Annotated in this window: 21 protein-coding genes and 1 pseudogene; 9 read left to right on the forward strand and 13 right to left on the reverse strand. The window is 41.6% G+C overall.

Translation table 11 applies throughout. The annotated features are described in order from the left end of the window. Positions 1-49 precede the first annotated feature (49 nt). From U5J89_RS15320 to U5J89_RS15335, 4 genes and pseudogenes are all read right to left on the reverse strand, one after another. Positions 50-647, reverse strand: a pseudogene (locus tag U5J89_RS15320) (transferase hexapeptide repeat family protein). A gap of 90 nt (positions 648-737) precedes the next feature. Next, on the reverse strand, positions 738-1943 hold the full coding sequence (pcaF, locus tag U5J89_RS15325) for a 3-oxoadipyl-CoA thiolase (protein ID WP_322576527.1): 1206 nt from the start codon (positions 1941-1943) through the stop codon (positions 738-740). A 94-nt stretch (positions 1944-2037) separates the two neighbouring features. Beyond that, the gene (gene paaI / locus U5J89_RS15330) at positions 2038-2460 is read right to left on the reverse strand and encodes a hydroxyphenylacetyl-CoA thioesterase PaaI (RefSeq protein ID WP_322576528.1); all 423 of its coding nucleotides are present in this window, start codon (positions 2458-2460) and stop codon (positions 2038-2040) included. Between the two features lie 71 nt (positions 2461-2531). Further along, positions 2532-3698, reverse strand: a complete 1167-nt coding sequence (locus tag U5J89_RS15335) for a 3-hydroxyacyl-CoA dehydrogenase NAD-binding domain-containing protein (RefSeq protein WP_322576529.1) — start codon at positions 3696-3698, stop codon at positions 2532-2534. A gap of 148 nt (positions 3699-3846) precedes the next feature. Here U5J89_RS15335 and U5J89_RS15340 point away from each other — a divergent pair, with 148 nt between their 5' ends. Further along, positions 3847-4098 (forward strand): FitA-like ribbon-helix-helix domain-containing protein, encoded by a 252-nt coding sequence (locus tag U5J89_RS15340; RefSeq protein WP_322576530.1) that lies wholly within the window; start codon positions 3847-3849, stop codon positions 4096-4098. Next, positions 4095-4517 (forward strand): type II toxin-antitoxin system VapC family toxin, encoded by a 423-nt coding sequence (locus U5J89_RS15345; protein WP_322576531.1) that lies wholly within the window; start codon positions 4095-4097, stop codon positions 4515-4517. The genes U5J89_RS15340 and U5J89_RS15345 overlap by 4 nt, the downstream gene beginning before the upstream one ends. A 4-nt stretch (positions 4518-4521) precedes the next feature. Here the strand turns inward: U5J89_RS15345 and U5J89_RS15350 are convergent, their stop codons facing one another. The 5 genes from U5J89_RS15350 to paaA form a co-directional block, all read right to left on the reverse strand. Continuing rightward, positions 4522-5304, reverse strand: coding sequence for an enoyl-CoA hydratase-related protein (locus U5J89_RS15350; protein WP_322576532.1), 783 nt, complete (start codon positions 5302-5304; stop codon positions 4522-4524). A 92-nt stretch (positions 5305-5396) separates the two neighbouring features. Continuing rightward, on the reverse strand, positions 5397-5906 hold the full coding sequence (gene paaD, locus U5J89_RS15355) for a 1,2-phenylacetyl-CoA epoxidase subunit PaaD (protein WP_322576533.1): 510 nt from the start codon (positions 5904-5906) through the stop codon (positions 5397-5399). A 66-nt stretch (positions 5907-5972) separates the two neighbouring features. Then, positions 5973-6764 carry a 1,2-phenylacetyl-CoA epoxidase subunit PaaC gene (gene paaC, locus U5J89_RS15360; protein ID WP_322576534.1) on the reverse strand — a complete coding sequence of 264 codons (792 nt, stop codon included), beginning with the start codon at positions 6762-6764 and terminating at the stop codon, positions 5973-5975. Continuing rightward, a complete protein-coding gene (paaB, locus tag U5J89_RS15365; RefSeq protein WP_322576535.1) occupies positions 6761-7078 on the reverse strand; it encodes a 1,2-phenylacetyl-CoA epoxidase subunit PaaB in 318 nt (105 codons plus the stop codon). The genes paaC and paaB overlap by 4 nt, the downstream gene beginning before the upstream one ends. 80 nt (positions 7079-7158) lie before the next feature. Continuing rightward, positions 7159-8103 carry a 1,2-phenylacetyl-CoA epoxidase subunit PaaA gene (gene paaA / locus U5J89_RS15370; protein WP_322576536.1) on the reverse strand — a complete coding sequence of 315 codons (945 nt, stop codon included), beginning with the start codon at positions 8101-8103 and terminating at the stop codon, positions 7159-7161. A 204-nt stretch (positions 8104-8307) separates the two neighbouring features. Between paaA and hppD the strand changes: the two genes are divergently transcribed. The 3 genes from hppD to U5J89_RS15385 all read left to right on the forward strand — a co-directional run bounded on the left by hppD (position 8308) and on the right by U5J89_RS15385 (position 13421). Further along, on the forward strand, positions 8308-9456 hold the full coding sequence (gene hppD, locus U5J89_RS15375) for a 4-hydroxyphenylpyruvate dioxygenase (RefSeq protein WP_322576537.1): 1149 nt from the start codon (positions 8308-8310) through the stop codon (positions 9454-9456). 89 nt (positions 9457-9545) lie between these two features. After that, entirely contained in the window at positions 9546-10733 is a 1188-nt protein-coding gene (locus U5J89_RS15380; protein ID WP_416208551.1) for a homogentisate 1,2-dioxygenase, read from the forward strand. Between the two features lie 447 nt (positions 10734-11180). Next, on the forward strand, positions 11181-13421 hold the full coding sequence (locus tag U5J89_RS15385; RefSeq protein ID WP_322576539.1) for an IGHMBP2 family helicase: 2241 nt from the start codon (positions 11181-11183) through the stop codon (positions 13419-13421). Between the two features lie 16 nt (positions 13422-13437). Here U5J89_RS15385 and U5J89_RS15390 read toward each other — a convergent pair whose 3' ends face one another. Together U5J89_RS15390 and U5J89_RS15395 are read right to left on the reverse strand one after the other, a co-directional pair. Continuing rightward, the gene (locus tag U5J89_RS15390) at positions 13438-15129 is read right to left on the reverse strand and encodes a S8 family peptidase (protein WP_322576540.1); all 1692 of its coding nucleotides are present in this window, start codon (positions 15127-15129) and stop codon (positions 13438-13440) included. A 42-nt stretch (positions 15130-15171) separates the two neighbouring features. Further along, positions 15172-15987 (reverse strand): hypothetical protein, encoded by an 816-nt coding sequence (locus tag U5J89_RS15395; RefSeq protein WP_322576541.1) that lies wholly within the window; start codon positions 15985-15987, stop codon positions 15172-15174. Positions 15988-16250: 263 nt separating this feature from the next. Between U5J89_RS15395 and U5J89_RS15400 the strand changes: the two genes are divergently transcribed. Next, on the forward strand, positions 16251-17840 hold the full coding sequence (locus U5J89_RS15400) for a sensor histidine kinase (RefSeq protein ID WP_322576542.1): 1590 nt from the start codon (positions 16251-16253) through the stop codon (positions 17838-17840). A 33-nt stretch (positions 17841-17873) separates the two neighbouring features. Here the strand turns inward: U5J89_RS15400 and U5J89_RS15405 are convergent, their stop codons facing one another. Beyond that, positions 17874-18680 carry a protein-L-isoaspartate(D-aspartate) O-methyltransferase gene (locus U5J89_RS15405; protein ID WP_322576543.1) on the reverse strand — a complete coding sequence of 269 codons (807 nt, stop codon included), beginning with the start codon at positions 18678-18680 and terminating at the stop codon, positions 17874-17876. A gap of 137 nt (positions 18681-18817) precedes the next feature. Here U5J89_RS15405 and U5J89_RS15410 point away from each other — a divergent pair, with 137 nt between their 5' ends. The 3 genes from U5J89_RS15410 to U5J89_RS15420 all read left to right on the forward strand — a co-directional run bounded on the left by U5J89_RS15410 (position 18818) and on the right by U5J89_RS15420 (position 21781). Continuing rightward, positions 18818-20473 carry a class I adenylate-forming enzyme family protein gene (locus tag U5J89_RS15410; RefSeq protein ID WP_322576544.1) on the forward strand — a complete coding sequence of 552 codons (1656 nt, stop codon included), beginning with the start codon at positions 18818-18820 and terminating at the stop codon, positions 20471-20473. 93 nt (positions 20474-20566) lie between these two features. Next, positions 20567-20929: a four helix bundle protein gene (locus tag U5J89_RS15415; RefSeq protein ID WP_322576545.1), complete on the forward strand. Its 363-nt coding sequence runs from the start codon at positions 20567-20569 to the stop codon at positions 20927-20929. 135 nt (positions 20930-21064) lie between these two features. Continuing rightward, complete coding sequence (locus U5J89_RS15420) at positions 21065-21781, forward strand: hypothetical protein (RefSeq protein ID WP_322576546.1); 717 nt, start codon at positions 21065-21067, stop codon at positions 21779-21781. A 63-nt stretch (positions 21782-21844) separates the two neighbouring features. Here the strand turns inward: U5J89_RS15420 and U5J89_RS15425 are convergent, their stop codons facing one another. After that, the gene (locus U5J89_RS15425) at positions 21845-22273 is read right to left on the reverse strand and encodes a hotdog fold thioesterase (protein WP_322576547.1); all 429 of its coding nucleotides are present in this window, start codon (positions 22271-22273) and stop codon (positions 21845-21847) included. Positions 22274-22399 lie beyond the last annotated feature (126 nt).

A 22399-nucleotide genomic window follows, 5' to 3' on the forward strand; every position in this document is an offset into this window, starting at 1 on the left:
TATTCAGCTGTTATTTGGAAGCATATTGAACTTAATGAAGAAACGGCTCCTAGCTCTTCCGATCTCCCCAGGTCTTGTAGTTGGCTGACTGGCTAGGGCGGTCTTCCGGTTCTTCACGGAGCGGTTCGCATTCTTTTAGCGAATTGTGCAGTTGTCCGGGTAATTGCTGATACAATTTCGTGCCCTTTCGTTTTCCATTGAATCATCTCATCGGATACATCTTTGACAATTTTCGCTGGATTTCCGACCACCAGCTTCCGATCTGGAATTTCCATTCCTTCTTTTAAGAATGACATAGCGCCTACTATGCATTCAGCGCCGAGCTCTACGTTATCCATTACCACGGAATTCATTCCAACAAGGCAATTTTGTCCAATATGTCCACCGTGGATAATGGCACCGTGTCCAATGTGAGCACTCTCTTCAAGCACTACGGTAACACCGGGAAACATGTGGATGGTGCAATTTTCCTGTACGTTGCATCCATCCTTGATTACAATCTTTCCCCAGTCGCCGCGAATGGCCGCTCCAGGAGCAATATAGACATCCTTGCCGATGATTACATTACCGGTTACCGCTGCCTGCGGATGCACAAAAGCACTTTTATCAACAACCGGTTTATATCCATCAAATTTGTATATAGCCATAATGAATAGAACACTGATTTTGCGGATATCTCGGATTTTCGCCGATTAAACCTGTGGAGATCAGCTAAATCTGTTTTATCCGCGTTCCATTTAAACTTTTTCCAGGATTACAGCCATGCCTTGTCCCACGCCAACGCAGAGCGTGCAGAGGGCATACTGTTTATCCTGTTCGTGGAGTTCAATCGAGGCCGTTTGCAGTAGTCGTGCTCCCGACATGCCCAGCGGATGTCCCAGTGCAATAGCTCCGCCATGCGGATTCACGCGCGGATCATCATCGTCAATTCCAAGTTCCCGAAGTACAGCCAGACTTTGAGCTGCAAATGCTTCGTTGAGCTCAATGATGTCAATATCTTCAAGTGTTAGAACAGAGCGAGCCAATACCTTTTTCGTAGCACCAACCGGACCCATCCCCATGATACGGGGTTCAACACCGACTACCGCCGAAGCGACAATGCGTGTCAGCGGTTCGAGATCGAAATCTTTGATGGCTGTGTCTCCGGCCACCAGCATGGCACACGATCCATCGTTAATACCGCTGGCATTTCCCGGCGTTACGGTTCCGCCATCGCGAAAAACAGCCGGAAGTTTGCTTAACACTTCTACCGTGGTTTCGGGACGAATAAACTCATCTTCTTCGAAAATTTTGGGATCACTTTTTTTCTGTGGGATCTCCACCGGCATGATTTCTTTGGCCATGCGTCCACTTTCGGTGGCCTGTCCCGCTTTTTGTTGCGACCAAGCCGCAAACTTATCCTGATCTTCACGGCTTACCCCATATTTTTCTACAATATTTTCGGCCGTTTCGCCCATCGCTTCGCTTCCGTACTGCTCATCCATTTTGGGATTGACGAAGCGCCATCCGAAGGTGGTATCATGCATTTCGGTATTGCCGGAGTAGGGGGCTTCCCCTTTACCAAGTACCATCGGTCCGCGGGTCATATGTTCCATGCCGCCTGTGATGAATAAGTCGCCTTCGCCGATTTTGATAGATTTGTAGGCCTGTACAGCACTGCTCATTCCGGAAGCGCAGAGTCGGTTGACCGTTTCTCCGGGTACTGAAACTGGAAGTCCTGCCAGCAGCGCTGCCATGCGAGCTACATTGCGGTTGTCTTCGCCTGCCTGATTGGCACATCCAAAGATCACATCTTCTATACGCTCAGGATCAATGTTCGAATTTCGATTCATCAATTCTTCAATGGTTAATGCGGCCAAATCATCGGCCCGGATGGGAGAGAGGGCTCCGCGATATTTGCCGATGGGAGTTCGAATGGCATCAATAATATAAGCTTCAGACATAGTATTTTAGTTCTTAGTATTAAGTAGAAGGTAGAAAGTATGAGTGTGATTTTCTGAAATTTTTAACTCAAGATTTTCTGCTTTTGACTTTCGACTATTCAAAATGTTGTTCTTGCGTTCTAAAAACGGTTCCGCGGAAAAGAGCGACCTGGTCAGCATTTTGGTTGGTAATACTGATGTTATAGACGCCAATGCGTCGGCCAATGCTAAGTTCTTCAGTTTCTGCTGTTAGTGTATCACCTGCAACAACTTTCTTCATAAATGAGATATTGTTCTCCATGGCTACCGCTATTCTGCCATAACTGTTGGAGGCGAAAGCCAGGGCGCTGTCGGCCAGCGAAAAAGCAATTCCTCCATGAGAAACATTGAATCCGTTAACCATTTCCTTTCGGACTTTCATCTGCAACTTAGCAAATCCGGGATTTACCTCAACGACGTCGATACCCAGCCATTGACTGAAGGCATCATCCGCCATCATTTTATCAACTACTTTTTCAGCAAGTTCATTTTTATTCATAGCATTAGCTCTCAGCCGTCAGACATCAGCTTTCAGTATTAATTTAATCACTGAAAACTGACTGCTGATAGCTATTCATAAAATTTCTCATTATTTCGAACCTTACGCTTTAATAATGGATTCGGCCGGTAGCGATCTTCGCGATATTCCGTTTGTAACCTTGAAATACGATCTAACACTTCCTGCAAACCAATCTCATCCGCCCATTTAAGTAATCCCTTGGGATAGTTAACACCTTTGGTCATGGCAAGATCCACATCCTCAACGGTAGCTACATTCATAAATACGGCATCAGCAGCTTCATTAATAAGCATTGCCAAAATTCGATCTACTATTCTTTGACCGAGTTCTTCATCTTTGGTCGGCTCGGGATTGTCGGCATCATCACCATATTCATAAAATCCTTTCCCTGATTTCTTACCCAACCAGCCGGCTTCGACCATTCGTTTTTGGGTAAAAGACGGTTTAAACCGCGGATCATAGAAAAATTCCTTAAACACTGTTTCAGTCACCTTGTAATTTACATCGTGACCGATAAAATCCATCAGCTCAAAAGGACCCATGCGAAATCCGCCAATTTCTTTCATAGCCCAGTCGATAGTGGGTACATCAGCAACGCCTTCTTCATACATGCGGATAGCTTCACTGTAAAATGGTCGTGCTACACGATTAACAATAAAGCCGGGAGTATCTTTGGCCAGAACTGTAGTCTTCCCCCATTCATCAATCTGCTTTCGAGCTGATGTTGTAGTTTCATCCGAAGTAGCAATGCCGGGAATAATTTCGACCAGCGGCATAATTGGGGCGGGATTGAAGAAGTGAATTCCCAAGAATCGTTTCGGTTTATTGAGTGCTGATGAAAGAGAAGCTATCGAGAGGGAGGAGGTATTTGTTGCCAGGATGCATTCGCGTGGGACAATTCCCTCGAGACGTTGAAAGACATCTTTTTTTATTTCTAAATCCTCTACTACAGCTTCAATAACTAAGCTACATTCGCCGTAATTGGTTAGGTCTTCTACAAAGTGGATACGATCCATAATGCCATCCACTTCGTCTTGCGTCATCCGATCCTTTTCTACCTGTCGCTGCAGGATTTTCCGCAACTCATGTTTGGCAGTGCCCAACTGATCGGGATAGGCATCGTATAAATACACTTTATGATTATGTTGGGATGCAATCTGGGCGATACCTTGTCCCATAGTACCAGCGCCCACTACGCCAATAACCTTATCTTTCATTTTTTGTCATAATTAAATTCAAGATTTTTCACTTTGAAAATAATGATTTCAACTCTAAAACCAACTTATTCGTAGATGTGAAATACAGTTTGAAAACTATACCAAATTATGCTATCATGATGATATCATACTGATAAAAGAAAGTGTCATGTCTAAAAATGTTCTCGTAAGAAATATCGATGAAGAAACGCTTAAAAAGCTGAAAAAGAAAGCGGCAGCGAATAATCGATCCCTGCAAGAAGAGCTTAAAGAGTTGCTCGAAATGCACGCCGGTCCAGATCCAGACGAGGTTAAGGAAAGGGTTCGAGATATCTTTGAATCATATAGAGCAGAAGGAAGAAAATTTTCAGATAGTGTTGAAGATATCAGAAAAATGAGAGAAGAACGCGAAGACCGATGAATTATGTATTAGATGCATCGGTGGGAATAAAATGGTTTTTGCCAGAAAATCTTTCTCATAATGCGTATGTTTTACTTGAAAAAGAAAAAGGTTTTGAAATCCCAGATCTATTCCTGATAGAAATTGATTCTATACTTACTAAACGCGTCCGAAAGGGAAACTTAAATGTTATTAGAGCTGCAGAAATTGCTAACACGGTAAGGGATCTTTCTTTTATAACTACTAACTATCAAGCAATTAATAGTATAGCTTTTCGTATCGCGACAGCCTATTATATCTCACTTTATGATGCGATTTACGTTGCACTTGCTGTTATAAAGGATAAAAAAATGATAACTGCTGATAAAAAATTAGTACGTGCTGTGGAAAACACTCCTCTTGAAGTTTTTGTAGTATATTTAGGAAATATTAAAGAATAGTTGGTTACTTCCCCTCAAACTCCGGCTTACGCTTTTCCAGAAACGCCTGCACGCCTTCGTGATAATCGTCAGTTTTACCGGCCTCGGTTTGGAGATCAGCTTCCAGCTCAAGATGCTCATCTAAGTTATTCGATAGGGATTGATTAATTGCTTCTTTATAGAGAGCAAATCCCTTGGTGGGCATCTTAGCCAGTTTTTGGCAGACGGATTGAGCTTCGTTCAAAAGCTCCTCTGCATCCACCGCTTTGTAAATGAGTCCGATTTTTTCGGCCTTTTGTGGAGATATCTTTTCATCTAGCAGATACATTGCATTGGCGCGCTGAAGACCGACGAGACGCGGCAGAAAAAAAGTGCCGCCGCTGTCAGGAATGAGTCCAATTTTACTGAAGGACTGTACAAAGACCGCTTCGTTGGATGCCAACACGATATCGCAAGCCAGTGCAATATTGGCACCAGCACCTGCAGCCGTTCCATTTACGGCACAGACAACCGGTTTGTCAAGCCCTCGAATGGCATTGATGATAGGATTATAGCTTTTTCGGACGGTTTCTCCGAGCTCGTAATCATCTCCTTTATTAACGACCTCTGGCAAATCCTGTCCCGCAGAAAATGCTTTGCCGTTTCCAGTTAATAACACACAGCGCACATCTTCATTTCTCGTTGCATTGGTGAGTTCTTGTTGCAGCTCTTTTGCCATCGGCTCAATAAAGCTATTAAGCTTATCGGGACGGTCAAGTGTGATAGTTAAAATATTATTTTCAAGAGATGTTTTAATAAAATCACTCATGGGTAATTATTTTTTTGGCCACAAATTTACACGGATCTTTAAAGATATATTGGGGTATAGGATCAGTTTTAATCTGTGATTATTAAAGTGGCCTATATACACTTAAAATGTTCAAAGGGCTCGTCACAATCGTGGCAATAATATTGTGATTTACAAGCAGTGGAGCCAAACTCACTTTGCAGTTTGGTGTCGGTAGAATCGCAATAGGGACAGGGAATTACTCGGCTCGATCCCTTTATCGTTTTCAGAAAATCATCGTCTTTTTCGGTTTTGCCGGGGGGAGCAATGCCGTAGTCTTTAAGCTTTTTCTTAGCTTCATCAGACATCCAGTCTGTTGTCCACGTTTCTGAAAAATCCTTTTTGATTTCAAAATTTTGAATACCGTTGACCTTCAGTGTTTTCTCAATTTCTTGTTCGATAGCTTTCATTGCAGGACATCCGGAATAGGTGGGCGTAATGCGGACCATTACTTTATCACCATCGATCGAAACTTCGCGGGCAATGCCCAGATCGATAATAGAAAGCACAGGAATCTCCGGGTCTTCCACTTCCGACAAAAGCTCCCAGATTTCATCTTCATTATATGTTGTTACTGTGGCCATAGCATTAAACTAACGATACTTCGTAATGATTTATTAGCTATTACTACAAATAACTAATAACAAAATTTACTGCCAATCTGCATCGGGATAAGAACGCCGTAAGTGCTGCATTTCTGCTAATAGATGTCCCAAGTGCTCGGTATGTAATCCTTTGCGACTGCCTTCTACCATAAACTGATTAAAGTCCGGAACTTCTAAGGTGGCCTCTTCCAGCGTATCTGAAACCAAGATTTTCCAGTCGGATTTGAAACTTTCTGTATTGGCAGCCAGGTTTTTATCCTGTAAAAATTCATCGACTTCATCTTGGTAAAATAATTCACCAATATAGGTCCAAATGTCGTTAAAAGCATTTTGGATACGTTGGTGACTTTCTTCCGTACCGTCGCCGAGTCGCAGTACCCATTCTCGGCTGTGACGCAGGTGATACTTTACTTCCTTAAAATGTTTTTCAACTATTCCGCGGAATTGCTCATCCTCAACATCCGACAGTAATTGGTATAAATAATAGCTATAAGAGGAGAACAAAAACTGTCGAGCAATGGTAAAGCCGAAATCGCCTTTCGGTAATTCCGTAATTTTTAGATTCTTGTATTCAACATCATTGCGGAAATAGACCAAATCGTCACGGTGACGTCCTTCTCCTTCAATTTCAACGGCATACTCATATAGATTGGCAGCATGACCGATGTAATCCAATGCGATATTAGCCAGCGCAATATCTTCTTCGAGGATCGGCCCGTGTCCACACCATTCAGAAAGACGATGTCCTAAAATAAGGCGATCATCCGCAAGGCGTACAAGATATTCAAAAAGCGCTTTCTGTTTTGTCAATTCTTTAGACTTTATAGCTGTACTCATGATCGTCGTTTTGAAACTCGGGGTACACTGTAAAATTGCGGATGCCTATAGGGTTTGTCGTCCGCCGGATCGAAAAATGGTCCTTCATCTTCGCCTTTGGACGCTACAATCTGATCGCTCGGCACAACCCAAATATTAACTGCTTCTTTACGTCGGGTGTACACATCCCGAGCATTTTCCAAGGCTTTTTCGGCATCGGGAGCATGTAAACTACCGGCATGTTCATGAGGTTTGCCGTCACGAGGCTGAGTAAATACCTCCCAAAGCGGCCATTGGGTATCGTCGTTGTTAGTTTTCTTATCGTCTTTGCTCATGTTTTAGATAAATAGGAATTGTTAGCCACGGAATGGCACGGTTTAAATCTGTTTTAATCCGCGTAGAACTGTGGCTATAATTAACTCGCTTTTTCTTTGCTCAATTTCTGTTTACGGGCATATTCTTCGGCCGCTTCGCGGACCCACTTGCCATTTTCGTGCGCCTCGCGACGTGCTTTCATGCGTTCTTTATTCATAGGTCCATTGCCTTTTACAACATTCCAGAACTCATCCCAGTCAATTTCGCCAAACTCCCAGTGTCCCGTTTCGTCATTGTATTCCAGATCCGGATCCGGAATTTCAATACCTACCTCGTGGGCCTCAGCTACTTGACGATCAACAAAACTCTGGCGCAATTCATCATTAGTTTTAGATTTTACGCCCCATTTGATTAGTTCGGCACTGTTGGGCGAATCCTCGTCATGTGGACCAAACATCATAAGTGTTGGCCACCACCAGCGATTGACGGCATCCTGAATCATTTCTTGCTGCTCGGGAGTGCCATCCGCCATTTTAGCAACCATTTCATACCCCTGCTTCTTGTGAAAACTTTCTTCTTTACAAATACGCACCATGGCACGTGAATAGGGTCCGTATGAACTGCGAGCCAACATCGTTTGATTAATAATAGCAGCTCCATCTACCAGCCAGCCGATTACGGCCACATCTGCCCATGAAAGAGTAGGATAGTTGAAGATGCTAGAATACTTTGCTTTGCCCTCAAGCAGTTGGTCAATTACTTCTTGCCGGCTTGCTCCCAGCGTTTCAGTAGCGCTATAGAGATAAAGGCCGTGACCTGCTTCGTCCTGAACTTTGGAAAGCAGAATCATCTTGCGTCGCAGGGAGGGAGCACGAGTAATCCAGTTGCCTTCGGGTAACATACCCACAACTTCAGAATGGGCATGTTGTGACATCATCCGGATAAGTTGTTGTCTGTATCGATCCGGCATATCGTCTTTAGGTTCAATCGTTTCGCCATTGTCAATGCGCTCTTGAAACGATTTCTGTTCGCCTTGGTCACTCATAGCAGATTATTTTGGTGAAATTTTTTTGCACAAAGAACATATAGATGAACAGTAAATTAAACAAATACATTCAATAAAACGCATTTAGTTCATTAATCTTATAAGTAGAATACAAGTGTGATTAAATAATTTGAGACGTAAACCGTTGGATACTATATTAACTAATGTTAAATATAAAAAAAATGAAGTGAGGTGTAATACAGGATGGGTGCACAAGTAGATCAAGCAGCTACCTTAGAACGACCTGTTGAAGAAGAATTTGATGACCATCTTGGACTTCAAGATGTTGATTTTGTCGAGCATTATGTAGGAAATGCCAAACAGGCCAGCCATTTTTATCAAACGGTTTTTGGATTTGAGCTCAAAGCGTACAGTGGATTAGAAACCGGAAATCGAGATCGGGTTTCCTATCTGTTGCAGCAAGGGAATATTCGGTTTTTAGTGACGTCATCATTGAATAGCAATTCACCAATTGCCGACCATATCACAAAGCATGGAGATGGTGTTCATGATATTGCCATGCATGTGGAAGATGTAGATCGGGCTTACAAAGAAACGGTTAAGCGTGGAGCCGAAGGTGTTGAGGATCCCCACGATCTGGAAGATGAGCATGGAACCATCCGCAAAGCTGCTATCGCTACTTATGGTGATACCATTCACACCTTAATTAATCGGTCGAACTATGATGGAATATTTATGCCGGGTTTTGAACCTGCAGATTCACCCATCAAAAAGATTAACCCGGTTGGTGTACAGTATGTAGATCATTGTGTGGGTAATGTCGAGAAAGGGAAGATGAACGACTGGGTGGATTTCTATCGCGATGTAATGGGCTTTACGCAGTATATCCATTTTGATGATAAGGATATTTCTACGGAATATTCGGCGCTGATGTCGAAAGTGATGGCCGGAGGACGCGGGATGATCAAGTTTCCGATAAACGAGCCGGCGGATGGGAAAAAGAAATCCCAGATAGAGGAGTTTCTTGATTTTTATGAAGGTCCGGGTGTGCAGCATATTGCACTGTTAACTGGAGATATTATTAAAACTGTGAAGGAGCTCAAGGGTCGAGGATTAGAATTTTTGCATGTGCCAACGACTTATTATGAGGAACTGGAAAATCGCGTCGGTACAATTGATGAACCCATTGATCAGCTGGAAGAGTTAGGCATTCTGGTGGATCGCGATGATGAGGGATATCTGCTGCAGATTTTTAGTAAACCGGTAGTTGATCGTCCGACCTTCTTTTTTGAGATCATTCAGCGAAAAGGAGCACGCGGTTTTGGAAAAGGAAATTTTAAGGCGCTTTTTCAGGCTATTGAACGTGAGCAGGACAAACGAGGAAATCTTTAAAATTGTCGAAAGTCCTGAGTATAAAGTGAAAAGTGTTTGATGCCACTGATAACTTGAGACTTTCTACTTTTGACTAAAAAGAGGTAGCAATTATGATTTATCATCAGTTGGGAAAAGTTCCGCATAAACGGCACACGCAATTCCGCCGTCCGGATGGAGAGCTCTACCAAGAGCATCTGTTTGGCGCCGAGGGATTTCACGGAGTGTCATCGTTGATGTATCATCACAATCCTCCTACAAAGACGTTTAAGGTGGAAAAGGGTGAAGAGGTGAAGATTGAAAAGTGGGATGAAGGAATGCTACGTCATCATCACCTGCGAACGGCCAATATTGAAGAGGGTGGTGATCCGGTAATGGGACGTAAAGTGTTGCTCTATAATAATGATGTGCAAATTGGAGCCGTGCGTCCGACAGAACCTATGGATTACTTTTATAAAAACGGGGAGCACGACGAGCTACTGTTTATCCATGAAGGGGAGGGATACGTGCATACGATGTTTGGCAAACTCGAATTTGGATGGGGTGATTACATCTATATACCACGCGGTACGATCTATCAAATAGTATTTGAGACCGAGAAAAATCGAATGTTGACGGTAGATTCTACGGGCCCGATTGATGTGCCGGACCGTTACTTGTCTGATAAAGGTCAATTCCTGGAAAATAGTCCATATTGTGAGCGTGATATTCTTCGTCCCGAAGGACCTATTTTTGTCAATAAGCAGGGCGAATTTGAGGTCCGCATCAAAAAGCAAGGACGATATACTTCGTATTGGTATGAACATCATCCATTTGATATCGTAGGATGGGATGGATATTTATATCCGTGGATTTTTAATATCAAAGATTTTGAGCCCATTACGGGACGTGTCCACCAGCCGCCTCCCGTACATCAGACGTTCAAGGGAAATAATTATGTAGTATGCTCATTTTGTCCACGAAAATTTGATTATCATCCCAAATCAATACCGGCACCATACGCGCACTCCAATGTAGATTCCGATGAGGTGCTCTATTATGTGAAGGGTGATTTTATGAGTCGAAAAGGTGTGGAAGAAGCCAGTATTACACAACATCCCGGCGGAATTCCACACGGGCCACATCCCGGAAAGTACGAGGGGAGTATCGGCAAAGAGGCTACCGATGAATATGCCGTAATGATTGATACCTTTCATCCGTTGCACTTGACGACCGAAGCTAAAAAACTGGATGATGAAAGTTATCCGTATTCATGGAATGAAGAAGTCGAAAAAGGAAAAGTAGAAGCCGAAGAATAGGTTCGTCTTCAGTTAAAATATTGAAGCCTGTCAGCTATTAAGTCTTGACAGGCTTTTTTATTAAAAATGTTTAGAGCTATTTATTGGTGTAGAATTAAATTATAAAAGGTAATTGAGCTTCTATCGGGTTTAAGCTTTCAGCTATTTTAAATTTTGTGAAGTAAAACTTCGTAGTTAGGTCTATTATTTTATCGGGAACTACTTTAATGGGAAAAATCTGATTGGTTTTAAATACAGAATCGTAATTTTTTATTTTTAAACGAAGTATTAAAGATCTATCAGTAAATAAATGATCAATTTCTTTTGAGCTTTGGATTTCCTGAGGCCCCCGAATTTTCTTGAGATATAACTTTTATTTTCTTGTTCTTTTGGAATTTCTCCCACTTTTTTTTGTGTTTTGATGTTGCTAACAAACAATATATAAAAGCTGAAAATAGAGATTAAAATATGGCAGAAGGCAACATTTTAATCACTGAATTAGAAAATCAAGGCCCGGGTGATATTCTTGGAGCAATCGGCGGAGAAACGAACATCGATCCCGGTATTATCGGAAATATTGATATTAATGGCTCTAAAGCTTTTGTAGAAGTGAAAAATGGAAAAGCCGAAGAGCTGGCAGCTCAACTGAATGGAAAAAAAGTAGCCCATTCCAGGGTATCAGTCCGGAATATTGAAGAGGAAGATTTTGACGATATAGAAACGATTTTTGATTATGTGAGCCGATACAAACGGCTGGTTGAGCTGGAGCGCGAAGAGGAAATGCGGGAGCATGAGGAAAGTATTCGTTCTCTTTCAGGCGAACAGCGAGAAGCCGAAGGGAAAGCTATTCTCCATTTAAGAGGTCGTGATGAAGGTAATGCGCTTGAAGGAAAGTTGGTGAAATTTATGCGCCAGCATAAAGGAGAGCCGCTCCCTGAGACAGAAATAGCTGTTGGAGATCTGGTGATGATTTCCCGCAGAGATCCTTTGCTTAGCGACAATCCTACGGGTACGGTAGTGCAAAAAACCAATTATTCTGTCACCGTTGCTTTTGATCAGCCCAAGAGTTTCATCTTTGGCAAGGGATTGCGCATGGATCTGTATGTCAATGATATTACATACCAGCGAATGAAGGATGCGTTGACGCAAGTAGAAGAAGCAACCGGACGACTGGCGAAACTGAGAAATATTGTAGTTGGCCTGCGTTCTCCTGAGGAGGGAGAAAAAGCTGAGGTAGATGAGTGGTTTAATAAAGAGCTGAATGACTCACAAAGAGAGGCAGTGGCCTATAGTTTGGGTGCCGAAGATGTTCATCTTATTCATGGACCGCCGGGTACCGGTAAGACAACAACAGCCATCGAGGTGATTGAACAGGCGGTGGAAAATGGACAGAAAGTACTTGCTACGGCTGCATCAAATATTGCTGTTGATAATATGCTGGATTTTCTGCTTGATCGTGGAGTAAAAGCAGTACGTGTGGGACATCCGGCGCGGGTTACGCCACAATTAAAGGAACATACGCTGGATAGCCTGATCGAAAATAATGAACAATATCAAAAATCGGAGGAGTTACGGGCTCAGGCATTTGAGAAAAAAGAGGAGCAGGAAGAATACACTCATCCATCCGGAAAATATCGACGCGGTATGAGTAATACCAAGATTAAAGAGCTTGCTGAAGAAGGACGCGGATCGCGGGGTGTATCAGAAGATAAAATTAAGAAAATGGCCCGTTGGATTGAGTTACAGGATGAAATCGAAGAGCTTTTTGAGGAAGCAGATAAGCTTCGGGAGGAAGCTGTCAATGAAATTCTGGAGACCAAACAGGTTATTTGTACAACTAATAGCACGGCCGGCAGCGAATTGATAGAAAATCGTGAGTTTGACCTCGTAGTAATTGATGAGGCTACACAGTCGACGGAACCAAGTTGTTTAATACCTATTACCCGTGGCAAGAAAGTAATAATGGCCGGTGATCATCGTCAGTTGCCGCCTACGGTAAAAAATCGCAAAGCTGCTGATAAAGGATTGGAGGATACGCTTTTTGAGCGACTTACTGAGAATCATCCCGACATCAAAGATATGTTGGAGGTGCAGTATCGCATGCATGAGAAAATTATGGAATTTTCAAATGAGCAATTTTATGATGGGATACTTTCTGCCGATGAAAGTGTGAAGAAGCATACGCTTGAAGATTTCCAGCTGGATATCAATTTATTTGATAACAATCTGACAGAGATTCTGGATCCGCATGAACCGGTTGTATTTGTGGATACAGCAGGACGTGATGCCGCGGAACGCATACGACAAGGATCGACATCCAAAGAAAATCCCGAGGAAGCCATGCTGGTAGCTCTGATGGCGGACAATTTAATGCAATCGGGGATGCGACCGGAAGATATTGCTGTTATTAGTCCATATAAAGATCAGGTTGATTTGCTCGAACGTAAAATTAATACCGAAAACCTGGAGATAAAATCGGTTGACGGTTTCCAGGGACGAGAGAAAGAGGTAGTAATTATATCACTGACGCGGAGTAACAAAAAGAGAAGCATTGGTTTTCTTAAGGATGTCAGAAGACTTAACGTATCGTTGACCCGCGCAAAACGAAAGCTTATTGTTGTAGGCGACAGTGCCACCATAACATCTCATGAAACTTATAACCGTTTTGTAGATTATGTACGAGACCAAGGAAGAGTGATAGAGTTATAATTTTACCTGCAATGAATTATTTCTTACTCATTTGCTCCGCCGCCTGCAGTGCTTTGTAAACATTGACTACTCCATCAGAAACAGATAACTCTGCAAAGGCAGCCTGTTTGGCTTCTTGAGGATTTCCTTCGCTCGGTACAGTTACTTGCTGACTGGAGTACTGGGTTGTGTTTTCGATAATAATTTGTCGAACCTGTTTAGCAGTTAAATCCGGATAATAAGCCATAATCAAGGCTGCAGTTCCTGCCACAACCGGCGAAGCCATGCTGGTTCCTTCCTGAAATTTGTACTCGTTGTCGGGCATGGTAGAATAAATATCCACGCCGGGCGCAAATAGGTCAACCGTTTGGTCACCATAGTTGCTGAAGTTGGCGACAAATTCTTGATTGGGCTTCCAGCTTGTTGCCCCCACGCTCAGCCAAAGAGTGGCAGCAGAATCACTAATGGCACTACTATATTTATCAGTGGGATAGTTTGCCGTTGTATCTGTATTCTGAGCACCGTTACCTGACCCGTGTACCATCAATACATTATTTTTGTCGGCATGAGCTAAGGCTTTGTCAACGACTTCTTTGTAAGGAGAGTAGCTTTTGCCAAAACTCATATTGATTATATCGGCCCCGTTATCCACAGCGTAGCGGATAGCATTAGCCACATCTTTGTCTCTTTCATCGCCATTGGGGACGGCGCGAATGGCCATAATTCGTACGTTTGCAGCAACGCCGTTTACCCCGATTCCATTATTGCGTTCCGCTCCGATAATTCCGGCTACGTGCGTTCCGTGAGAAGGATCAGGTCCCGCTACATCGTTGTTACCATAATATCGTTCAGATTTGTTTTCGTAATCATCGCCCACAATATCACGGGGATTAAAATTCGGATTGTAGCCGTATTTCGCGAACTCATAAATCTGTTTTTTCTGGTTGGCAATAAGCGTAGAGTCGATATCATTTTCCATCACGTACAGCATCACATTTTTTGCAAAGTTAAGATCCTGGCTGGTAGGCTGAAGGTTTTGGAGGTCTTTGTAGGTGTATGAGGAGTCGGCAAAATGTTCATTTAAAATATTTTCAGCTTGTACCTTGCTCTGTTCAATGCTCTCAATATTTTTATACTGTTGACTTAATTCCTGAATTTTATCTTCATAATCTGATTTAATTTCCCGGTAATAGAGGTATTTTTCTTTTTCTTTGTCAGTGAAAGAAGATGATTTCATCTGTCCGTACTCTTCCTTCAGCTTGCGATAAAGGCGGGTTAGCTCAAAGGTATCGTGATTGACATTTTCTCCGTTCGCACCTCCAATAAAATTCCATCCATGCACGTCATCAACATAGCCATTATTGTCATCGTCTTTGCCATTACCTGGAACCTCATCTTCATTCATCCAAATTACATCATCAAGATCCTCATGATCAGTATCTACACCGCCATCTATTACGGCAACTGTAACAGTTTTTTGTGGGGATTTATCAGCCAGCAATTTATGGTAAGCAATGTCACTGCTGATGCCGCGGAATCGAGTGATTTCTTCATCCCAGTGGTGCCATCCCTCGGGTGGTTCCAGCATTGTTTCAAAATTTACAGAGTCCGGTGCTGCTTCCTGTTGATATTTTAAAGGAGATTTATCATCAGAAACCGTTTGTTGCGTTGTAGAACAGCTATATAACGAAACAGCAAAAGCCAGTATAATTAAAAATCGCTTTTTCATATGGGTAATGGTTATAAAATGTTACAACTAACTGTGATGTTTTTACAATGATTTGATATCGGAGATAAATCGATCAGAAGCTTCTTGAAAAGCTGTATGAATAGATTCATTTAGGGCCTTCTTAAATTCAGTTCCCGCTTTGGTAGTATAAAAATCTGCATATTTTGTAAGTCGGTCATTTTCCAATCCATGGTACATAACCAAATAATTGTTGACCAACTCATCTTCTAACTGCATCTGCAGACGGTTCTTAAAGTTATTGATGATACTGTTAATCTGTGAGTCGCTTAAGTTAAGCCTGCTGCTAATTGCATCGGTACCAATAACAAATGAGCGGAATAGGATACTTTGAGATTCTAAAGCAGATTTTTTTGTCGAGCTCTGTTCTATAAGGTTTTTTACAATTGAAATTCGTTTTTGAGAGGGTTCATCCTGTTCAAGCTCATATTTGGTGACAATCTGTTTGCGGATTCCCTGCACGGTATAATAATTAGCCTCCGAGTTTAGAACAGGTTTTATTTTATCAGAGTTGAGGATGGTGAGAACAGAATCGGAATAACTGGAATCAAAGTTATTTTTAAAGTGTTTGTGAGCGATTTTGAATAGGGAATCAGCGTGGTATGCTTCGCTGAAAAGTTCTATAAGCTGCTCATTTTTTGAGGCAGATATGCCAAACGGATTCTGTGAAAATTGGTTCTTCAGATCTTTTGGAAGCTCCGTTAAAGTTTGTTCAACCGGAATCAAGTCGAATATCCGATCAATGTCGTTGCCATTTTTGACGTCTGCTGATTCTTGAGCAAAAGCCAGAAAAGGGAATAAGAGGCAAAAAAGAAAGATCGTTAACTGCGAATGTTTCATAGTTACTTAAAAATTAAAGGAATAGGATAGATGATGAAAAATTATAAAATAAGCTAACGATAATTTTTAATGCTCAAAAGTTTCAAATTAATTGCTGGAAATTATTTTTATTAAATAAAGATTTATTTTTTTGTGTTGATCAAAAGTTATGGTAGAATCAAATCAAGATTGATAATTCAGAATGTGATGATTAAAATGAAATTTGATTTGAAAAGGTGCAGTTAGACTACTCTGGCTAAGTGAAAATATAAAGGATTATTTTGATGAAAGAAGAAAGAGGGAGCATGAGCGCAGAAAATACAGGGCATTGGCGTCCACTGCCACTGGGATATTTACTGGAAGAATATGGGTTATTTAATAAAAAGGTAGCACTGTTACTGGTTTTATGGCTCGTCTTATTTGTACTCAGTTTTATTTCCGTAATTTACTGGATACCCCAAGACTGGGATACATTAGCCAATACGAGTCAGGCAATTTCGCTTTTTCTGTTGTTTTATCCCCCGCTTTTAATATCAAATTTATTACTGTTTTGGTTGGGATTTGAATGGGGATTTATTCCTGCATACCTCTCAACATTTATGGTAGCCTTGGCTTTTAATATGCCTACCCAGTGGTCTATACTTTTTGGTATAGCGGTTGTTTTAGGGATGGCAATTTTTGCGGTGGTATATTATAGCACTCATTTTCATTACACGTTAGACAGTGTTACCCATTTAGCATTTTTTGTAGGTGTTGCACTGGTAGCCTCAATGGCGTCCTCATTGGGATCCTTAATTTGGAGCCATGTTCAGAGCCTGACAATTGAAGAAACACTCATTGCTTGGCAAAGTTGGTGGACCGGTACATTCCTTCAGCTCATATTTATTAATGCTCCTATTCTTTTTTTGGTTGGCGATAGAATAGAGCGCGTTAAGGATAAATATTTTGATGTCCCCGACCGACCTGAAATTTCACTGGGATGGGTGTATAGCGCGATTATATCTGTAGTTACTGTACTGGTTATTTTTATTCTTTCGGCCGAACAGTTGGGTACCCTGCGAATAGAAGAAGCACTTAGAAATACCTCTTCAAGTTTGGCAAATGAGATTTTAAGTGCTTCGCAAACATTTGAGTTAACAGCTTGGATTGCCATAGTGATTCTATTAGCTGCTGGGTTGGGGGGCATCCGATTGGTTGAGGGCTGGAATAAAACGCTAAAAGATCAGGTACGGATAAAGAGAGCGCTAATAGCAGAAATCCATCACCGTGTTAAGAATAATATGCAGTTAGTATCGGGACTTATTGAGCTGCAGCTTCAAAATTCAGATAACCAGGTTGTGCAAAAGGAGTTGAGAAAAAGCCATTCTCGTATTTATTCGATGGGCAAAGTCCATGAACAGACGTATCAGCACGAAGATGCTGCTGATGTAAAAATGGATGTTTATGTTGAGAGCATTGTAAAGCAAGTGCAAGCAAATTTTGGAGAGATTGACGGAGCTCGATTTAAGTTGGTTTGCTCTTCTTTTAAACTGACTATTAGCCAGGCGGTAACCTTTGGATTATTGCTCAACGAGCTGTTGACTCTTATCTGTAGACACGAATACAGTCACGCCAATAAAGACACTGAAATTTCAATAAGTGTAGAAGGAACTGAGAATCAGGTAAGAACGAAATTTCAGGGCATTTCTAAGCCTTTTGAGATTGCAGTTGCTGATTCATTGGATGGTACGTTGATTAGGAAGCTTACCAAACAGCTTAATACCGAGTTACATCGTATTGAAGATCAGGAAGAAGTTATAAACTTGGAATTTACCTTTGATAAAAAAGATTCTCCATCGTATTTCAATTCCTGGAACCCTGCAAATAACAGTTAAGTCTCAATATCATATGGTATTGTATTTAATAGCTTACTGCTTTTGACTTTTGCCAGTCATGGGAACAAACCGTACCGGCATCTTTTGCTCTCTTTTTATTTCTCCGTCTTTTGTTTTGGTAACCTTTGTCAAAACCTGACTGTCATCAACATTACCAACAGGAGCTACCAATACGCCATCGGGAGCCAACTGATTAATTAATGGTTGAGGGATTTCCTCAGGGGCTGCTGTTAAAATAATCTTATCAAATGGTGCGTGCTCCGGCCATCCTTTGTAGCCGTCCCCAATTTTTGTTGTAATGGTATGATATCCCAATATTTCAAATCGCTTGATTGCCTGATCAGCCAGTGGTTTTACAATTTCTATCGTATAAACATGGGGAGTAAGTTCTGATAAAACGGCCGCCTGATAACCACTGCCCGTACCGATTTCCAGCACCTTTTCACCTGCTTCAATATCCAGCAGATCTGTCATATAGGCTACTATTAAGGGTTGTGAAATCGTTTGGTCATATCCGATAGGGAGGGGACGATTTTCGTAAGCATATTCCTGATAGTTTTTGGGTACAAAAAAGTGCCGTGGAACATGGCGCATGGCCTCCAATACTTTTTCATCATCTATAATCTTACGGTTTTCAATACCTTGCTCGACCATCTCGTGCCGTTCATCCTGGCGCTGATCAAAACGAGGTCGTTCCCATTCTACGGTATCAGTTGCAACTGTATCTAAAGTCTGTGGTGCGGGCAAATGGTCGGCGGACAGAGGTGCGGGATCGTCGAATGTAAACCATATCCCTGCAGCTGTTATCAGTAAAATGAGAAAACTATTGAGCGTTTTCATAAAAGTGATATTCATTTATCTGGATTATAAAAACATAGTATCATTAATAGTTCGTTCAAAATATGGTAGTTATTTGCCTTTCCGCCCTTCAAAACCTAAAATTGAGCACAGGTCAATGGGCAATAAATAGGTGCTTTATGGATTTTCAAGAACTTCAGCAAAAAATTGATTACGCGCGAACAACTTCTAATCAATTACCACCTTTGTCATTTCAGGATATCCCGGAGTTATTACAACAACGTGCGGATAATGACCGCAATTATTTGACCTATATTGATGAAAATGACAACAGGACAGAGGTCAGTTATGCTGAATTTTATCAACATGTGCTAAACTGCGCTAGGTTAATGCAGAATCATGGGCTTAGCCACGGCGATCGCATTGCTACGATCTCACATAATCACTGGCACACCGTTGTGCAGTATTTTGCTGCGTGGTTATTGGGATTAGTAGTTGTGCCTATTAATTTGGGAGAAGATGATGAGCGCATTGCTTATATCCTTGAAAATGGAGAAGTAGAGCTGGCATTTGTACGCACTGAATACCGAGAGCGATTTCGGGGGATTCTGGAATCGTATAAGTATTTGAAAAATGTTGAGTGGATTATCTGTGAGGGAGAGACCGAAAATTTCACGAAGGAGAAGGGAGATCTTGAACTTCCTGACGATGCTTTAGGTGAATCTGAAGCTCTGATTGTCTTTACATCGGGAACCACCGGTGCGCCCAAAGGGGTAGTGTTAAGCCAGCGTAATTTACTTGAAGATGCCCGCAGTATTGCTGATTGGCATAATATTGACGATCAAACACGCATGATGTGCGTGTTGCCGATCCATCATGTGAACGGTACGGTAGTTACTTTGATCACCCCATATTTTGCCGGGGGTTCTGTAGTACTTAACCTAAAGTTTAGAACCAGCCGCTTTTTCCCCATTATCAAAGAAGAGGAGGTTCATATCGTGAGTGTAGTACCTACTTTGCTGCAGTATCTCAATAATTATTATGCGGATAAAGAGGTGCCCGGTACCTCAACTTTGAAGCACGTAATTTGTGGTGCGGGACCCTTGACCATTAAAGTGGCTGAAACATTCGAAAGTCGCTTTGGTATTCCCATAATTCACGGCTACGGACTTTCGGAGACGACCTGCTATTCTTGTTTTCTTCCTGTTGATCTGGATGAAGAAGAACATCAAAAGTGGATTGCTGATTATGGATACCCGAGTATTGGCGTGCCTATTCCGGCAAATGAGATGGCTATTCACGATGAAGACGGAAATAAGCTGGAGGAAGAGGAGCGCGGAGAAATTGTGATTCGCGGTGTAAATGTAATGATTGAATATTATAATAACCGGGAAGCCAATGAAGAAACCTTCAAAAACGGATGGTTTAGAAGTGGGGATGAGGGATTCTATGCCAATGATGAGGAAGGCCGTCCCTACTTTTTTATTACCGGTCGGTTGAAAGAGCTGATTATCCGTGGTGGCGTAAATCTTGCACCCCTCGAAATTGATGAAGTAATCAATAAGGCGCCGGGTGTAAAGGCAGGTATTGCTGTAGGTTTTGAAAATGACTGGTACGGCGAAGAAGTAGGTGCCTATGTAGAGCTTAAAGAGGGAGCAGAGGAGGATGAGGAAGCTATTTTAGAGTACTGCCGCGACCATCTGCCATTTTCGAAGTCACCGAAAGTTGTTGTTTTTGGGGATAAAATTCCGGTGACCTCAACGGGTAAATATCAGCGCCGAAAAGTAACGCACCATTTCGAACAGTGGAAAGACGTGCAGTTTCGGAAGGAATAGTGGCATTGAGCTCGGAGCCTGGAGCTTTGGGCAAGATGAATAGGAGACAATTTTTGAATTATTTATACATATTAACATCAAGAGAGGAAAATTATGAGTCAATTTCGATTCCAAGATTTCACTATTTGGCAAAATGCGATAGAATTGACAGATGAACTCTTTGATTTAGCAGATAACTTGGAAGCTGATAAAAAGTTTAGATTTGCCGAGCAGCTAAGAGGTGCTGTTATGAGTATCACGAATAATATTTCAGAAGGTGCAGGATCAAATTCAAAGAAAGATTTTGCACGGTTTCTTAGTTATTCAAGAAAATCATGCTTTGAAACAGCTAATATTTTAATTCTTATGGAGAAACGTGGTTATATGTCTTTCGATATTTTAGCAGGACAACTTGCGGAACTGGAAATTCTTAGCAAGATGATAACTAATTTTCGAAAATCGCTCTTAAACAATTAGTGGGTTTAACGCTCCAAGCCCTTTATTCCTTGCTCTAAGCGATATGAAAACAATAAAACTTGCTCCTCTCTTCGTTATTAATTAAAGTTGAAAAAAGGATCATCTACACCACGGAACAAAAAGCAAGAGGTCACTATGGCTCATTCACTCGATCTAGATCTTTTTACACACCTTCAATCTGATTTTGAATCCCAGCAGTATAAAATATTGGCTGGACTCAAATCCATTTCTGATGACTTTCAGATGAATAAAATTTATCCGCATCTGAGTCATCTGGTTGAACTCTACACCACCTTGGATGATATTTTGAATCGACTGCAGGATCTGCGGGATGAATTTCCAAAGCGTATCAAAAAGATCGATTTTGTTAATGAGGTTATTGAGCACGAAGTGGTATTTGTGGATGGATCTGATCTTTCAAAAGTAGAGGATCTGATCGAATGGGGACTGCCATTGATCAAAGCAAAAATTGAGGAGGGGAAAACGATTTATGAATTTGTGAATGATGAAATCAAGCTCGAAGAAGTCGGTATTGTTCCTAATTATACGGATGAGGGATACTTTTTTGTACCGGATAACGAGGAGTCGAAACTCTTGCTATATCAATATGAACTAACTGTTTTTGAAAGTTCGCAGGATAAGTATCGATCGCTTAAAACAGCTTTTTTAAAAGGATTGGAACAAGGCGGTGCATATCGTTCACCGAATGCTATTAAGCTGGATCTGATTGATGAAAATAAAGAATTACCCAACCCGGCTACTTTTGTGTTCAATACTGATCTGAACTTTCCGTTTCGGGAGACGATTTTTCCCGTAACTAAGCGGAAGTTATTGCAGCAGCTTTATGAGTAATTAAGTAGAGAGTCAATAGTAGAAAGTATTAGGGCGCACTTTGAACTTTTGACTTAATACTTTCTACTGATCCACTATCGCCAGTGTACACCGAGATACACATACCAATTTTTCTTCCTTGTTATAAATTTTTGTCTCCCAGACCTGAGTTTGACGTCCGTTGTGGATGGGATGAGAAATGCCTAAAACTGTTTCTCCTTTTTTGGCAGCACGTACATGATTGGCATTGATTTCAACCCCCACTGCTGTTTTACCTTCTTCCTCTATGTTTAGCCAGGCTCCGACGGATGCCAGCGTTTCGGCCAGAGCAACAGAGGCTCCGCCATGAAGTAATCCGAAGGGCTGAACAGTATTTTCATTGACCGGCATCGTGGCTTTTACTTCATCAGACTTGAAGGATGTAAACGATATACCGAGAGCATCGCCCATATTTTTTTCAGAGATTGAAAGAAATTTTTCTACTCGTTTTTCAATATTCGGTTGGATATACATAAATGATTCTGTTACAATTGATTAGTGGGTGTGAAGGTAATTATAAAATTGGAAGAAAAAATTTAAATAGACTTTTAAATCATCCACAATAGTTTAAATTATTAGTTAAGAACGTCATCAACAATT

Origin of the sequence: Fodinibius sp. (assembly GCF_034521915.1) — a bacterium.
GTDB lineage: Bacteria > Bacteroidota > Rhodothermia > Balneolales > Balneolaceae > Fodinibius.

What these genes read in the sequence shown, in the direction of transcription:
- pcaF (WP_322576527.1), bottom strand. Translation starts at nt 1,943, where the DNA reads ATGTCTGAAGCTTATATTATTGATGCCATTCGAACTCCCATCGGCAAA.
- paaI (WP_322576528.1), bottom strand. Translation starts at nt 2,460, where the DNA reads ATGAATAAAAATGAACTTGCTGAAAAAGTAGTTGATAAAATGATGGCG.
- U5J89_RS15335 (WP_322576529.1), bottom strand. Translation starts at nt 3,698, where the DNA reads ATGAAAGATAAGGTTATTGGCGTAGTGGGCGCTGGTACTATGGGACAA.
- U5J89_RS15340 (WP_322576530.1), top strand. Translation starts at nt 3,847, where the DNA reads ATGTCTAAAAATGTTCTCGTAAGAAATATCGATGAAGAAACGCTTAAA.
- U5J89_RS15345 (WP_322576531.1), top strand. Translation starts at nt 4,095, where the DNA reads ATGAATTATGTATTAGATGCATCGGTGGGAATAAAATGGTTTTTGCCA.
- U5J89_RS15350 (WP_322576532.1), bottom strand. Translation starts at nt 5,304, where the DNA reads ATGAGTGATTTTATTAAAACATCTCTTGAAAATAATATTTTAACTATC.
- paaD (WP_322576533.1), bottom strand. Translation starts at nt 5,906, where the DNA reads ATGGCCACAGTAACAACATATAATGAAGATGAAATCTGGGAGCTTTTG.
- paaC (WP_322576534.1), bottom strand. Translation starts at nt 6,764, where the DNA reads ATGAGTACAGCTATAAAGTCTAAAGAATTGACAAAACAGAAAGCGCTT.
- paaB (WP_322576535.1), bottom strand. Translation starts at nt 7,078, where the DNA reads ATGAGCAAAGACGATAAGAAAACTAACAACGACGATACCCAATGGCCG.
- paaA (WP_322576536.1), bottom strand. Translation starts at nt 8,103, where the DNA reads ATGAGTGACCAAGGCGAACAGAAATCGTTTCAAGAGCGCATTGACAAT.
- hppD (WP_322576537.1), top strand. Translation starts at nt 8,308, where the DNA reads ATGGGTGCACAAGTAGATCAAGCAGCTACCTTAGAACGACCTGTTGAA.
- U5J89_RS15385 (WP_322576539.1), top strand. Translation starts at nt 11,181, where the DNA reads ATGGCAGAAGGCAACATTTTAATCACTGAATTAGAAAATCAAGGCCCG.
- U5J89_RS15390 (WP_322576540.1), bottom strand. Translation starts at nt 15,129, where the DNA reads ATGAAAAAGCGATTTTTAATTATACTGGCTTTTGCTGTTTCGTTATAT.
- U5J89_RS15395 (WP_322576541.1), bottom strand. Translation starts at nt 15,987, where the DNA reads ATGAAACATTCGCAGTTAACGATCTTTCTTTTTTGCCTCTTATTCCCT.
- U5J89_RS15400 (WP_322576542.1), top strand. Translation starts at nt 16,251, where the DNA reads ATGAAAGAAGAAAGAGGGAGCATGAGCGCAGAAAATACAGGGCATTGG.
- U5J89_RS15405 (WP_322576543.1), bottom strand. Translation starts at nt 18,680, where the DNA reads ATGAAAACGCTCAATAGTTTTCTCATTTTACTGATAACAGCTGCAGGG.
- U5J89_RS15410 (WP_322576544.1), top strand. Translation starts at nt 18,818, where the DNA reads ATGGATTTTCAAGAACTTCAGCAAAAAATTGATTACGCGCGAACAACT.
- U5J89_RS15415 (WP_322576545.1), top strand. Translation starts at nt 20,567, where the DNA reads ATGAGTCAATTTCGATTCCAAGATTTCACTATTTGGCAAAATGCGATA.
- U5J89_RS15420 (WP_322576546.1), top strand. Translation starts at nt 21,065, where the DNA reads ATGGCTCATTCACTCGATCTAGATCTTTTTACACACCTTCAATCTGAT.
- U5J89_RS15425 (WP_322576547.1), bottom strand. Translation starts at nt 22,273, where the DNA reads ATGTATATCCAACCGAATATTGAAAAACGAGTAGAAAAATTTCTTTCA.